The following is a 12,180-nucleotide window of genomic DNA, read 5'->3' as shown; positions in this document are numbered from 1 at the left end:
CCCACCGGCGGGAGATTGACCCGGCGTTGACCCCTGGTTGAACCCTGAGGTTGAAGCCGAACGGAGTGTTCGGTCCCCCAGCGGGCATCCGGATAGTGCGGGGGCCTTGACAAAGAGGGGCGGAGATGGAGATCTCAGGCATCATCAGTGCGATCGTGATCGGCATCGTGATCGGCGTGCTGGGCCGGCTGGTCATCCCGGGACGGCAGCACATCGGCATTCTGCTGACGATTCTCGTCGGTATCGTGGCCGCGCTGATCGGCTCGGCGCTGGCCAACGCGTTCGGCGTGGCCGACACCAAGGGCATCGACTGGATCGAGTGGCTCATCCAGATCGGCCTCGCCGCGCTGGGCGTCGCCGCACTGGATCGTTCGAGGGCACATCGCTGACAACACGACATCGCTCACGGCAACTCTGGTGCCACAGCAACCGTTTCGGGCCCGGGCGGGGCGCATGGAGCGCCTGGCCCGACCCCGGTCGTCGCTGCTCGACGCCCTGCACACGGTAGCCGGATTACGCATTCCGCCGCGCTGCACACAGGGCTACGGTGGCGCCAGGCGGGAGAGCCCGGCACAGCGGACCCGCCGACCCGGCTTCCCCGCCGGTCGGCGGGTCCGCTGTGCCGTGCCGAACTCCCGGTCCGGGCCGCCCCGGTCGCGCCGTCACCGCCGGGCCGCCAGAGCGGCGAGGCCCTCGCGGCAGGAGCCGTAGCGCGGCGTCCAGCCCAGTTCCCGCTCGGCCTTCGCCGACGACACCCGCATGCGCGAGGTCAGGATCGTGTGCACGTACGGCATCGGGCGGGTAAGCCACAGGGGCACGGTCATGGGCTTCGGCACCCCGAACTCCTCGGCGACGCACAGGACATGGTCCCGGAATCCGTATGGCGTCCGGTCGGTGATGTTGTACGCCTGGCCGGGGCGGCCACGTTCCACCGCGGCGGCCGTCGCCCGCCCCGCGTCGGTGAGTTCGGTCCACGGCAGGACCCGGCCGCGGTCGCCGGGAAGGGGCAGCTGCCGCTTGCGCAGCATGGGCAGGATCGCGTCGGTTCCGCCGGGACCGTAGAACAGGCCGAAGCGGAGCGCTACGCCCTCCAACCCGGTTGCCTCGAAGGTCAGTTGCTCCTTGGTGCGCATGCCCTCGATGTGCTTCTCCAGCTCCGCCGTGGCGCCGCGGGGACCGTAGGGGTCCTCCTCGGTGACCACGTGGTCGCCGAAGTCGCCGTAGCCGTACCCGAAGACCATCGACTCCGACACGAAGCGCCGGGCGCCGCTGGCGCGGGCGGCCTCGATGAGATGGGCGGTGCCGTGGACGCGCAGCGCGTCGGTGGCGTACATGTCGCGGTGGCGCATGGGCGGCTTGCGCAGGGCGGTCGCGGCATGGATCACGGTGTCGAAATGCCGGCCGTCGACGGCCCTCAGCAGTGCGTCACGGTCCATGAGGTCGGCCCGGACGCCGCTGGTCTCACCCCGGCCGAGGCCGGTGACCTTGTGGCCCGCCTCGGTCAGGGCGCGGGTGATGTGACGGCCGAGGACGCCGCTCGCGCCCGCGAGGAGGATGCTCTGGTTCTTCTGGTTCGTCGTCATGACCCTGCGACGGATCGGGCGGCTTCGGATGTGACATCCGGGCGCGGGTGACCCCGGTCACCGCTGCGCGAGCCACTCCCCGTACCAGGCCAGGGTGTCGTCCAGGGTCCGGCCCAGCGGCGTCGGTGCCACACCGAAGGTCTGCTCGAACGCCGAGGAGTCCATGATCTGGGGCTCGGTGTGCTGATAGAACATCTCCGCGTACTCGGCCATGAACTGCTCGTCGAACGGCCCCACGGGCTCGGGCTCCGCCAGGACGGCGACGTTCAGGGGCTTGCCGACCCGCTCCTCGATCATCTTGTGGATCTCGCGGGTGCTGACGGTCGGGGCGGTCGGCAGGTGCCAGACCCGGCCGTCACCCTCCGGGCGCTCCCCGAGCGTGGCGAGACCGGCGGCCACGTCCTCGATGTTGGTGTAGCTGTGCGGCAGGTCTATGTCGCCGAAGCCCAGCACCTCGCCGCCGGTGAGAGCACCGGGGAACACGGTGGCTCCGAGGGTGGAGTTGAGCACACCGGGGCCGACGAAGTCGGCGGAGCGGCCGAGGGCGACCCGGGCGCGGCCCTCACGGTGGGCCGCGAGGTACTTCTCGTCGAGTTCGGCGCGCATCCGGCCCTTGCGGCTGGTCGCCTTCCACGGGGTGTCCTCGGTCATGACCGCTCCCCCGGTCTCGCCGTACGGATACAGCGTGTCCAGCACCACAAGCCGGGCCCCTACGGCCTCGACCGCGCCGAGCACCGCCTCCTGGATCCGGGGCATCACCTCGACCTGGAGGTGATAGCCGACGTTGACGCAGTGATACACGACGCCGGCGTCCGCGACGGCGGCACGGGCGCCTTCCGCGGTGCTGACGTCGGCGGCGAACCGCTCGACACCGGCCAGGCCGGGCCCGTCCGCCTTGCGGTCGACCAGGCGCACGGAGTGCCCCCTGCGCACCAGCTCCTGGGCCAGGGCGGTGCCGGCGGGGCCCGAGCCGAGGACGGTGTGCCGGGCGGAGCTGTGGGCGGTGGTGCCGGTCATGGTGGACTCCTCTGGATTGTTACGGTGCCTTGCTTCTGTTAGAGACAGTAACTCTTTCGACGGGGGCTAGCAAGAGCTGGATGCTCGGCCCATCGTTAAGGTGTGTCACCAGAACCAGAAGAGGAGGCCGTCCGTGGCCGGCACTGCACAGAGCCCCAGGGCCCGCTATCGCGAGCAGACGCGTGCGGAGATCAAGGAGATCGCGCTGCGGCAACTCTCCGAGGGCGGTGCGGCCGCCGTGGCGCTGACCCGGATCGCCAAGGAGGTCGGCCTGTCCGGGCCGGCGCTCTATCGCTACTTCGACAGCCGCGACGCGCTGCTCACGGACCTGATCCGCGACGCGTACGCCGACCTGGCGGCAGCCGTCTCGGCCGCCGCGGACGGACTCCCGCCGGACACGCCACCGAGGGCCAGGGCGCAGGCACTTGGGGGTGCCTGCCGTGAGTGGGCCGTCGCCCAGCCGCACCGTTACCTGCTCATCGAGGGCACACCGGTCCCGGGGTACACGGCACCCCCCGACACGCTGGACAGCGCGCGGGCGGTACTCGGGCCGTTCCTCGCGGCGTTCGCGGGCGCCGAACCGTCCGCGGCGGTGCGACCCGTGGTCGACCAGATGACGGCCTGGGCGAAGACGGACGCGGACGTGGCTCAGTGGGCGCAGGCGCCCGCCGGACCGGCGGGAGTGGCGCTGGCCGGCGCCGTGCTCGCCTGGTCCCATATGCACGGGGCGATCGGCCTGGAGGTGTCGGGCCAGTTCGAGGGCATGGGCCATGACGGCGGCACGCTGCTCAGGGCCCAGATCGACGTACTGGCGGACGCGTTCGGTCTGGACTGAACCGGCGCGCCCTCACGGCATCACAGCGTCCGCTACGCCCCGTAGACGTACGGCGTCGTCGTGGTCAGCGGCTCGAAACCCAGGCGCTCCAGGATCGGGCGGCTCTGGTCGGAGGCGTCGACCTGGAGGTAGCGGTAGCCGCGGTCCAGGGCGGCGCGGGCGCGGTGCGCGACGAGGGCGCGGTAGATGCCGCGGCCGCGCCAGGGCTCGTCGGTGCCGCCGCCCCAGAGGCCGGCGAAGCGGGTGCCGGGCACGAGTTCCATGCGGGCCGCGCTCACGGGCACATCACCGGCGAGGGCGACGGTGGCGACGACCGTGTCCGGCTCGCGGGTGAGGCGGGCGAGCAGCTGCTCGCGCATCCGGGAGCCGTCGGCGCCGAAGGCCTTCTCATGTGCCTCCGCCACCAGGTCCACGCCCGCCGCGTCGGTGACCGGCGCAAGACGGATGCCCTCGGGCGGCTCGGCGTCGAGATCGAGGTCCGCGACCTCGGCGATCATCAGCGTCTCCTCGGGCTCGGGCACGAAACCGGCGGCCCGGAGCCGCTGCCCCAGATCCACCGGGCGGTCGTGCCCGTAGAGCTTCCATTCGAACTCGTGGCCCGGACCGGAGAAGTACGCGATCTGCTCGGCGATCGCCAGGTCCGCGTCCGTCTCGTCCAGTGCGGACCAGACGACGCCGTTCCAGCCGTGCGGGGAGGAGACCTGACGGACCACGTTCCCGGTCCGCTCGACGCGCGCGCCGGGGCCGTCGGGCCGCGCGCCTTCGCGCATGTCCCGGTCGAAGAGGGCGAGCACCGCGGCATGATCCATGGCCTCACTCCAGCACCCTGCGGCCACCGGGGCAAAGGGTTTTGGGCGTCACCGCCCGGCGCACCACTGCGACGGAAGCGTGACCACAGAGCGCACCGCTGCGACCGAAGGTCCCGCCGAGTGATCGGCGGGACCTTCCGTCCGGCTCGGGTACGGCGCGCGGTCAGCGCGTGGCGCGCCGCCTGAAGCCCCGGTGGAGGGCCGCCCCGCCGAGGATCAGGGCGGCGCTCGCCGCGGCGGCTGGCAGCGTCTGGTCGCTCCCGGTGTGCGCGAGCGTGACCTCGGTCTGCGGAGGAGCGGCGTGCCGGGCGGGCACCGGCCGCGGATGCGCCTTGGCCGGGGTGGTGGGCTCGGGCGCCGGCTCGGTGCAGTGGTGGTGGCCCGAGGTGTTCGTGGAGCGGTTGCCGGTGGCCGCATTGCCGACACCGACCACGTTCGCGGTGTTCCCGGTGACGTTCACCGGGAGGTGCAACGGGACCTGGACGGTGTTGCCGGAGACCACGCCCGGCGAATCCTTTCCGCCGCCCTGTGCGGTGCTGCCGCCCGTCGCGGAACCGTCCGCCGCGTGCTTGGCGCCCGCACTCCTGTTGGTGCAGCTGTTGCCCGCGGCCGGGTTGAGGAGCCCCACCACATTCACGGTGTTCCCGCACACGTTCACCGGCACGTCCACCGGGACCTGGACGGTGTTGCCGGAGATCACGCCGGCCGAGTCGGCAGCGGTACCGTCCGCCGAGGCCCCGTCGGCCGCGAACGCGGAGCTCATCGGTACCGCGAGCGCCATCGCGCCGGAGGCGGCGGCGACGGCGATCACACCGTTTCGGGTAACCCTTCTCATAGGTTCCCTGCCTTCCAGACATGGTCGCGGGCACGTACCCCGCGCCGGAAAAGCGAGCAGGTGCCCGCACGGGATAGAACGCGGGCGAAACCATCGGGGTTATGGCTTATCGGTCTTTCACCCCATCGAGCGGCACGGTTATCGAACTAGCAGCAAAACAGCCGTACGTGCACGGACGGGTGCACAGGGTAGGGCACCGAATGCACTCCCGCTGGCCCGGAGGCGGGCCCCGCGACGCCCGCTTATCGTGATCGAGGGCGCTGCTCTCCCGGTCCCCGGCGGGCGCCTCTGGAGGCATTCATGCTGGCCAAGTTGTCAACGCGGCCCGCTGCCGTCCGGCGCTGCGCCGCCACCGGAGCCACGGCTCTGGCCCTGGTGGGTGCGGGCCTGCCCGCGGCGGCCTCGGACGGCACCGGCCCCGACCTGACGCGGTTCTACCGGCAGAAGGTCACCTGGTCGAAGTGCAACGGCGAGGAGATGCCCAAGGACCTTCAGTGCGGCAAGGTCACCGTCCCCCTCGACTACGACCGGCCCACGTCCGGCACGCTCGACCTGGCTCTCGACCGCTACCGGTCGACGGGCAAGAAGCGCGGCTCGGTGCTGCTGAACTTCGGCGGCCCGGGCGCGGCGGGCGTCAGCGAACTCGCCGCCGGCGGCGAAGACTTCATGGGCCTCACCAACAACTACGACGTGGTGTCCTTCGACCCGCGCGGCGTCGGCAGGTCCTCACCGGTCAGCTGCGGGGACGGCACGTCCGGCGCGTCGTCCGCGGCCGGCGGGAGCACGGAGACCAGCGATCCGCGGGCCCTGCTCACGCAGTTGAAGAAGGCGGCGGACGAGTGCGCCAAGCACTCGGGGCCGGTGCTCCCCCACATCGGCACGGTGAACTCCGCGCGCGACATGGACGTGATCCGCGCGGCGCTGGGCGACAAGAAGCTCAACTACCTCGGCTTCTCCTACGGAACCCGGCTCGGCGCCGTCTACGCGGCCCAATTCCCCAAGAAGGTCGGCCGGTTGGTGCTCGACGGGGTGGACACGCTGACCGAGCCGATGTCCGAGCAGGGGGTCGTGGGCGCCGAGGGGCAGCAGACCGCGCTGGACGACTTCGTCGACTGGTGCGCCCAGGACATCGCCTGCCCGTTCGGGCAGGACGCGCGCGACGCCCGGGAGCAGGTCGTCCATCTCATCCACTCGCTCGACGAGGACCCGGTGCCGACGGACTTCGGCCAGGACTTCACCGGGCAGGATCTCGTCGGCGCCATCAGCCAGGCGCTCTACAGCAAGCAGTTGTGGCCCTCGCTGGAGCGGGCGATCGCCGAACTCGTCGAGGACGGCGACACCCGGGGGGTCATGGGCTTCGCGACCGGCGGTGCGGGCCTGCCCCTGCGGCAGCACAGGAACGGCGGCCTGGTCGATGAGAACGACGTACCGCTCGACAATCTTCCGGCGGCGCTGATGGCGATCAACTGCGCGGACGATCCCGACCGCCCCAGCGCCGACCGGATCGTCGGCGAACTCGGGAAACTGCGCGCCGAGTACGAGCAGGCCTCACCGGTCTTCGGCCGCTACCGCCTCACCGAACTGCTGATGTGCTACGGCCGCCCCAAGGGCACCGACTACATCCGCAAGGACGTGCGGGACGTGCACACCCCGAAGATGCTGCTCGTCGGAACCCGGGGCGACCCGGCGACGCCGTACCGCTGGACGGTGGAGACCGCGAAGCGGCTCGGCTCCTCCGCCGTGGTGCTCGACAACAGGGGCGACGGACACACCGGTTACGCCTCCTCCAAGTGCGTGCACGGCAAGGTCGACACCTTCCTGCTCTACGGCACCCTGCCGCCGACCGGCAGTTCGTGCGGGCCGGAGGAGGAGGACCAGTGATGCCGGGGCCTCTCACGCCTCCCAGTGGGCGAGCCGGTGCAGCGCCCCCGCCGTCCGCAGGAAACCGTCGTCCCCGAGCAGCTCCCGCATCTGCGCGTTGAAGCGGTCGACCTCCGGCTGCGCGGCGCGCAGGGCGGCAGCGCCCGTATCGGTCAACTCCAGTACGACGGCCCGGTGTTCACGTGGATGTGCCTGCTTCAGCAGCAGGTCCGCCGCGGTGAGCCGGCCGACGAGGGCGGTGACGGCGGATTCCCGCAGACCGAGGGTGCGGGCCAGTTCCTGCTGGGTGATCCCGGGCCGGTCCCGTACGGCGAACAGCGCGCCGAGCTGGGCGGTGGTCACCCCGGCGGCGGCCAGGCAGCGCCGGTCGACCGTGGTGCGCAGCCGGTGCGCAGCCCGCTGGAGCAGGAAGAAAAGACGCTGATCGGGCTCGGACATGGGCCGATGTTGACAGACGGCACCGGCTCCCGCCACCCTCACTTCACTGGTGAAGTGAAGTTGGCGGGAACGGGAGCGGAACGATGGATCTGGAGCTGGCACGCAAGGTCCTCGCAGAGCAGCCCTTCAGCAGGCTGCTGGGCGCTCGGGTGACGGCCTTCGGCGACGGCGAGGCCACGCTCGAACTGGACATCCGTGAGGAGCTGCTCCAGCAGTACGGCTTCGTCCACGGAGGGGTGCTCTCCTACGCGGCCGACAACACGCTGACGCTGGCGGCGGGGACCGTCGTCGGCGCGGGGCTGATCACGTCCGGTTTCACCATCGACTATCTGCGCCCGGCGACGGGCGCGGTGCTGCGCGCGTACGGCCAGGTGGTACGGGCGGGCCGTACCCGTGTCGTCTCGCGCTGCGAGGTGACCACCATCGGTGCCGACGGCACGCAGACGCTGTGCGCCGTGGCGCAGGGCAACATCGCGGTGATCGAACCCGCAGGCGAGAAGAGTTAGCCGCGCATGACGCCTGTTCAGAAGGCGACCGGGTCCCGCACGATCGGGCAGGTCATGCAGTGCCCACCGCCACGGCCGCGGCCCAGCTCCGCGCCCATGAGGGTCCGTGCGCCGGTGAGGTCTGGCGCGAAGTTGAAGGCGTCGTCCGAGAACAGGCTGACGATCAGGAAGACCTGAGCAGCGTGGACATCACCAGCGCGGGGACGGGCACGTCGGCGGGCGTGGAGCGCTTGAGGAAGCGCGGCATGTCGTCGTCCTGGGCGGCGACGAACAGCACTTCGGCGGCCATCAGCGTCCAGGCAAGGTAGGCACCGAGCACGGAGACGATCCGGCTGATCGCCGCGGCATCCTTGACTCCCCGGCTGATGAGCCCGAAGAACAGCCACACGCCCACCGAGGAGAGGACCACCGAGAGCACGGTGTCGCCGTCGCCGAGCGCGGGCGCGATCGCGCCGATCGTCGACATGATGAGCACCCAGTACGTCACATTGCCGACGCAGGCACTGGCCCAGTGGCCGAACGCCGGGAAGAAACCGAGGTACTCGCCGAACCCTGCTTTGGCGTAGGCGTACACACCGGCGTTGAGATCGGGCTTGCGCACCGCGAGCGTCTGGAAGAGGCCTGCATCAGCATGCCGGCAGGGAGAAGACACCGGCGCCGACCATCGAGCCGACGACCATCATGGTGAGGGTCGGCAGTGACAGCTTGGCGGTCGACGCCGCCTCGGTTTCGTTCTCGACCTGCGTCATACGACGTCCTGCGAGGTTCGGGCATCACGGCAGCCGACGATGCGGAGAGCGCCATCCGACGACGAGAGCGACGTTAGCAGCGAAATGCCCCGCTTGCCCGGTCCGCCCGCCCCTGATGCCTGATCGGCGAAACGGTCCTATCGTGCTGATATGGAGCACGACCTGAGTCCCTCAACCCTGTCCGAGCTCCGGCGCCCGCGCGCCTATCCGGCCGTGTCGGTGCTGACGCCGACACACCGCAGGGAGCCCGAGAACACCCAGGATCCGGTCCGGCTGCGCAATGTGGTGGCCGAGGCCAAGAAGCAGCTGGAGGCCGATCCCGCCGTGAGCCGGGAGCGGCGTCTGGACGTGGTCCGCCAACTCGACCAGGCCCTCACGGAGGTGGATCTGGCCCATGCCGAGGACGGTCTGGTGATCTTCGCCGCCCCGGGCGAGCACCAGGTCTGGTCGCTGGCCCGCACCGTCCCGGAGCGCGTGGTCCTCTCCGACACCTTCCTCACCCGCAACCTCGTCTCCGCGCACGCCGCGGAACGGCCGTTCTGGGTGCTGTCGGTCTCCGCCGACCGGGTCACGCTGTGGAGCGGCGGACCGGAGCGCGTCATGGAGGACCACAGCGGCGGCTTCCCCCTCACCCGGCGCCTCGAGAACTTCGACGCCGAGCGCAAGGAGCGGATCGGCGACGTGCCGAGCACCTTCCGCGACGAGGACACCCGCCACTTCCTGCGCGACGCCGACGCCGCGATGGGCATGGTCCTGCGCGAGGCGCCACGCCCGCTCTACGTCACCGGCGAGCCGGCCGCCCTGTCCCTGCTGGACGAGGTGGGCAGCATCACCAAGGAGGCGGTGCACGTGCCGCACGGCGGTCTCTCGCACGGCACTCCCGAAGCCGTGTGGCAGGCGCTGCGGCCGACGCTCGCCGCCGAGGCCCGCCGGAACACCGACGCCGTGACCCGGGAGCTCGAATCGGCCCGCGGCCACAAGGCGTTCGCGGCCGGTGTCGACGAGGTCTGGCAGAGCGCCAGAGAGGGCCGCGTACGGCTGCTGGCGGTCGAGGAGAACTACCGCCTGACGGTGCGTGACGCCCTCGGCGACCATCTGGTGCCGGCCGAGAGCGGCGATCTCGACGGCCGCGAGGACATCGTGGACGAGATCGTCGAGCAGTGCCTGGAGACGGGCGCCGACGTCCGCTTCGTGCCGGACGGGACGCTGGGGGACGCCTCCGGTATCGCGGGCGTTCTGCGGTACTGACTCAGACGTTGCCGAACAGCGCGCTCAGGCCCTGCTCGACGGAGGCGCCGATGTCCTCCTGCCCGGCCGGCACCGCTGCGTACGTGCGCAGCAGGAACCGGCGCAGGGCAGGGGTGTCGAAGCGGAGCAGGGCCATGCCGTAGGGCGAGTGGAGTTCCATCACCGTGCGGTCGGGACCGCACGGCCACAGGTGCACGTCGCCGGCGCCCGCCGGGCCGCGCAGCCCCTCGTCCAGCAGCGCCCGGCCGAAGGTCCAGGTGACTTCCGTGCCGTCCAGGGAGACCTCGGGCGGGAAGTCGAGATGCATGGCCAGCGGATCGGTCGAGACGTACCGCAGCGTGAGGGGAACGGGAAACTCCTGCTCGTCGGCGGTGATCAGACGGCCGCGGGCGGGCTGCTCGAGGGTGATGTCCATGATCGGTCTCCACTGCGGTCGTCAGGTCGGCAGGATTGCCGTGTTCTTGTACGAGCCCGCAGATGCCGTCTGCATTACATGGAAGCGCTTCCACGTTTGTGTGATCTGCATCACTTGACAGCCGCCACCGGCCCGGGGGTGCGAGGGTGGGCCGGGATCCCCGAGTCGCCGTAGAACAAGCGGCCGACGAACGCGCGAACGAGCACGCGTCGAAACCCCTCGACAGCCCGTCAAACCACGTACGGCGTCTACGACTTGACCGCCTTCAGGGCGTACGCCGATCACACCGTCCGGTCGGTCCGGGAAGACTGTGGCATATGCCAAGTGCACCACCGTATCGTGTGTTGCCAAATCCCTTACAGCGCGTCGCGGGCTGTGCGACAGTCGTAACCGGTCCCCAGAGCCGTCAGTCCCGGTCGCACCCTCCCCGCCTCGGAGTGCTTCATGCCGTCCCACCTCTCCGCGGATCGCTCAGCCGCCCAGCCACCAGGACGCGGCTCGGTCGATGCGCTGATATCGCAGGCGCGGCGGCTCATGGGTGACGTGGACGCCGTACGGCGCGACACGCACGCCGACGGTTCGGACCCCCAGGAGCGCTGGCAGCGCGCGCTGTACGACCTGGCACTGCACCAACTCACCGATCTCGACGCCCACTTGGGGCAGTTGCGGGACGGCCCCGGGCCGCTGCCGCCGGACGCGGAGACGAAGTCCGCGCCGGCCGCCTCGCGGCCCGGCTCCTTGCTCAGCCGCGTCGGCAGCGCCGAGTGGAACCTGCTGACGGACGAGGCGAGTTGGTCCGGTGAGCTGTACCAGATCCTGGGCCGTGATCCGGCCGCTCCCCCACTCAGTCTCGACGAACTGCCGTCCGTGGTGGTGGACGAGGACCGCGCGAGGCTGACGGCGATGGTCACGGACTGTCTCATCGACGCGCGGCACATCGACGGTGAGTTCCGCATCGTGCGCCCCGACGGCGAGGTGCGTGCGGTGCACATGATGGGCGAGCCCGTGCTCGACCCCGACGGCAGCACCTCCTCGATGTGGGCCGTGCTGCGTGACGTCAGTGAACTGCGCCGCAGCCAGAAGGCGGTGAGCGAGACCCGTGACTCGCTCCAGCACCACCAGCACCGCGCGCAGACGGAGCACCGGCTCGCGGCCGAACTGCAGGAGGCCGTGCTGCCGCCGTGGCGCGGCTTGCTGCGGCTCCCCCACCAAGGACCTCGGACGCTGGATCTGGCGGCGCACTACCTGCCGTCGTCGACCAGCGCCCTGATCGGCGGCGACTGGTACGACGCGCTCGAACTGCCCAACGGCCAGACGCTGTTGAGCGTCGGTGACCTCACCGGCCACGGTGTCGCGGTCGCCTCGGGCATGGCGACGCTGCTGGGCGCGGTGCGGGGCATGGCGATGGCGGGCACGGAGCCGGGGCAGCTGATGTCCTGGCTGAACCAGTTACTCGACGCCACCGTGCAGCCGGCCCTCGGCAGCGCCGTCTGCTGCCGCTACCATCCGGGAACCCGCACCCTGACCTGGGCGCAAGCCGGACACCCCGCCCCGCTGCTGTATCGCAACGGGACGGGGCGCAGGCTGCACACACCGGGCGGCGTCTTGCTCGGCGCGACCTCCGGTGCCTCCTACGAGCAGGCCGAGGAGACCCTCGAGCCGGGCGATCTGCTTCTGCTGCACACCGACGGGCTGGTGCCCGGGCACAACGTCGCACAGACCGTGAACCGTCTCCTCGACCTGGCTCCCCGCTTCGGCAAGATCCGGACCGCGCAGGAGTGCGTACGAGCGGTCGTCAAGGATTTCGGTGAGACCGAACGCGAGGACGACGCGTGCGTACTGGTCGCCAGGGTGGTGTGAACCG

The 12,180-nt window shown here is 70.9% G+C and carries 14 protein-coding genes and 1 pseudogene; 6 read left to right on the top strand and 9 right to left on the bottom strand.

Annotation, left to right across the window (positions count from 1 at the left end; genetic code table 11):
* Window positions 1-125: 125 nt before the first annotated feature.
* On the top strand, window positions 126-389 hold the full coding sequence (locus ACIBN2_RS04945; protein ID WP_399132716.1) for a GlsB/YeaQ/YmgE family stress response membrane protein: 264 nt from the start codon (window positions 126-128) through the stop codon (window positions 387-389).
* Between the two features lie 273 nt (window positions 390-662).
* On the opposite strand, the gene ACIBN2_RS04940 is transcribed toward ACIBN2_RS04945, so the two are convergent.
* Together ACIBN2_RS04940 and ACIBN2_RS04935 are read right to left on the bottom strand one after the other, a co-directional pair.
* A complete protein-coding gene (locus ACIBN2_RS04940) occupies window positions 663-1,583 on the bottom strand; it encodes an NAD-dependent epimerase/dehydratase family protein (protein WP_399132714.1) in 921 nt (306 codons plus the stop codon).
* A 57-nt stretch (window positions 1,584-1,640) separates the two neighbouring features.
* A complete protein-coding gene (locus tag ACIBN2_RS04935) occupies window positions 1,641-2,600 on the bottom strand; it encodes an NAD-dependent epimerase/dehydratase family protein (RefSeq protein WP_399132713.1) in 960 nt (319 codons plus the stop codon).
* A gap of 133 nt (window positions 2,601-2,733) precedes the next feature.
* On the opposite strand from ACIBN2_RS04935, the gene ACIBN2_RS04930 reads away from it, so the two are divergent.
* Complete coding sequence (locus ACIBN2_RS04930) at window positions 2,734-3,435, top strand: TetR/AcrR family transcriptional regulator (RefSeq protein ID WP_399132712.1); 702 nt, start codon at window positions 2,734-2,736, stop codon at window positions 3,433-3,435.
* Window positions 3,436-3,467: 32 nt separating this feature from the next.
* Here the strand turns inward: ACIBN2_RS04930 and ACIBN2_RS04925 are convergent, their stop codons facing one another.
* Both ACIBN2_RS04925 and ACIBN2_RS04920 read right to left on the bottom strand, forming a co-directional pair.
* Window positions 3,468-4,244 (bottom strand): GNAT family N-acetyltransferase, encoded by a 777-nt coding sequence (locus tag ACIBN2_RS04925; RefSeq protein ID WP_399132711.1) that lies wholly within the window; start codon window positions 4,242-4,244, stop codon window positions 3,468-3,470.
* A gap of 163 nt (window positions 4,245-4,407) precedes the next feature.
* Window positions 4,408-5,079: a chaplin gene (locus ACIBN2_RS04920; RefSeq protein WP_399132710.1), complete on the bottom strand. Its 672-nt coding sequence runs from the start codon at window positions 5,077-5,079 to the stop codon at window positions 4,408-4,410.
* A 300-nt stretch (window positions 5,080-5,379) separates the two neighbouring features.
* On the opposite strand from ACIBN2_RS04920, the gene ACIBN2_RS04915 reads away from it, so the two are divergent.
* Window positions 5,380-6,960 carry an alpha/beta hydrolase gene (locus tag ACIBN2_RS04915; protein ID WP_399132709.1) on the top strand — a complete coding sequence of 527 codons (1,581 nt, stop codon included), beginning with the start codon at window positions 5,380-5,382 and terminating at the stop codon, window positions 6,958-6,960.
* 12 nt (window positions 6,961-6,972) lie between these two features.
* On the opposite strand, the gene ACIBN2_RS04910 is transcribed toward ACIBN2_RS04915, so the two are convergent.
* Window positions 6,973-7,398 (bottom strand): MarR family winged helix-turn-helix transcriptional regulator, encoded by a 426-nt coding sequence (locus ACIBN2_RS04910; protein WP_399132708.1) that lies wholly within the window; start codon window positions 7,396-7,398, stop codon window positions 6,973-6,975.
* A gap of 83 nt (window positions 7,399-7,481) precedes the next feature.
* On the opposite strand from ACIBN2_RS04910, the gene ACIBN2_RS04905 reads away from it, so the two are divergent.
* Window positions 7,482-7,904 carry a PaaI family thioesterase gene (locus tag ACIBN2_RS04905; RefSeq protein ID WP_399132707.1) on the top strand — a complete coding sequence of 141 codons (423 nt, stop codon included), beginning with the start codon at window positions 7,482-7,484 and terminating at the stop codon, window positions 7,902-7,904.
* A gap of 17 nt (window positions 7,905-7,921) precedes the next feature.
* Here the strand turns inward: ACIBN2_RS04905 and ACIBN2_RS04900 are convergent.
* The 3 genes and pseudogenes from ACIBN2_RS04900 to ACIBN2_RS04890 form a co-directional block, all read right to left on the bottom strand.
* A pseudogene (locus tag ACIBN2_RS04900) lies at window positions 7,922-8,008 on the bottom strand (arginine deiminase family protein); the annotation flags it as partial.
* 59 nt (window positions 8,009-8,067) lie between these two features.
* Window positions 8,068-8,505, bottom strand: a complete 438-nt coding sequence (locus tag ACIBN2_RS04895) for an amino acid permease (RefSeq protein WP_399132706.1) — start codon at window positions 8,503-8,505, stop codon at window positions 8,068-8,070.
* Between the two features lie 25 nt (window positions 8,506-8,530).
* A complete protein-coding gene (locus tag ACIBN2_RS04890; protein ID WP_399132705.1) occupies window positions 8,531-8,653 on the bottom strand; it encodes a hypothetical protein in 123 nt (40 codons plus the stop codon).
* A gap of 150 nt (window positions 8,654-8,803) precedes the next feature.
* Between ACIBN2_RS04890 and ACIBN2_RS04885 the strand changes: the two genes are divergently transcribed.
* Window positions 8,804-9,901: a chemotaxis protein gene (locus ACIBN2_RS04885; RefSeq protein WP_399132704.1), complete on the top strand. Its 1,098-nt coding sequence runs from the start codon at window positions 8,804-8,806 to the stop codon at window positions 9,899-9,901.
* Between the two features lies 1 nt (window position 9,902).
* Here ACIBN2_RS04885 and ACIBN2_RS04880 read toward each other — a convergent pair whose 3' ends face one another.
* Entirely contained in the window at window positions 9,903-10,316 is a 414-nt protein-coding gene (locus ACIBN2_RS04880) for an SsgA family sporulation/cell division regulator (RefSeq protein ID WP_399132703.1), read from the bottom strand.
* Window positions 10,317-10,760: 444 nt separating this feature from the next.
* On the opposite strand from ACIBN2_RS04880, the gene ACIBN2_RS04875 reads away from it, so the two are divergent.
* Window positions 10,761-12,176 carry a PP2C family protein-serine/threonine phosphatase gene (locus ACIBN2_RS04875; RefSeq protein WP_399132702.1) on the top strand — a complete coding sequence of 472 codons (1,416 nt, stop codon included), beginning with the start codon at window positions 10,761-10,763 and terminating at the stop codon, window positions 12,174-12,176.
* Window positions 12,177-12,180: the final 4 nt, after the last annotated feature.

It is taken from the genome of Streptomyces sp. NPDC050534 (genome assembly GCF_044457745.1).
Taxonomy (GTDB): Bacteria; Actinomycetota; Actinomycetes; order Streptomycetales; family Streptomycetaceae; genus Streptomyces.
This window is presented reverse-complemented; position numbering and strand designations above follow the sequence as displayed.

What these genes read in the sequence shown, in the direction of transcription:
- ACIBN2_RS04905 (WP_399132707.1), top strand. Translation starts at nt 7,482, where the DNA reads ATGGATCTGGAGCTGGCACGCAAGGTCCTCGCAGAGCAGCCCTTCAGC.
- ACIBN2_RS04890 (WP_399132705.1), bottom strand. Translation starts at nt 8,653, where the DNA reads ATGACGCAGGTCGAGAACGAAACCGAGGCGGCGTCGACCGCCAAGCTG.
- ACIBN2_RS04910 (WP_399132708.1), bottom strand. Translation starts at nt 7,398, where the DNA reads ATGTCCGAGCCCGATCAGCGTCTTTTCTTCCTGCTCCAGCGGGCTGCG.
- ACIBN2_RS04920 (WP_399132710.1), bottom strand. Translation starts at nt 5,079, where the DNA reads ATGAGAAGGGTTACCCGAAACGGTGTGATCGCCGTCGCCGCCGCCTCC.
- ACIBN2_RS04945 (WP_399132716.1), top strand. Translation starts at nt 126, where the DNA reads ATGGAGATCTCAGGCATCATCAGTGCGATCGTGATCGGCATCGTGATC.
- ACIBN2_RS04885 (WP_399132704.1), top strand. Translation starts at nt 8,804, where the DNA reads ATGGAGCACGACCTGAGTCCCTCAACCCTGTCCGAGCTCCGGCGCCCG.
- ACIBN2_RS04880 (WP_399132703.1), bottom strand. Translation starts at nt 10,316, where the DNA reads ATGGACATCACCCTCGAGCAGCCCGCCCGCGGCCGTCTGATCACCGCC.
- ACIBN2_RS04935 (WP_399132713.1), bottom strand. Translation starts at nt 2,600, where the DNA reads ATGACCGGCACCACCGCCCACAGCTCCGCCCGGCACACCGTCCTCGGC.
- ACIBN2_RS04925 (WP_399132711.1), bottom strand. Translation starts at nt 4,244, where the DNA reads ATGGATCATGCCGCGGTGCTCGCCCTCTTCGACCGGGACATGCGCGAA.
- ACIBN2_RS04915 (WP_399132709.1), top strand. Translation starts at nt 5,380, where the DNA reads ATGCTGGCCAAGTTGTCAACGCGGCCCGCTGCCGTCCGGCGCTGCGCC.
- ACIBN2_RS04940 (WP_399132714.1), bottom strand. Translation starts at nt 1,583, where the DNA reads ATGACGACGAACCAGAAGAACCAGAGCATCCTCCTCGCGGGCGCGAGC.
- ACIBN2_RS04875 (WP_399132702.1), top strand. Translation starts at nt 10,761, where the DNA reads ATGCCGTCCCACCTCTCCGCGGATCGCTCAGCCGCCCAGCCACCAGGA.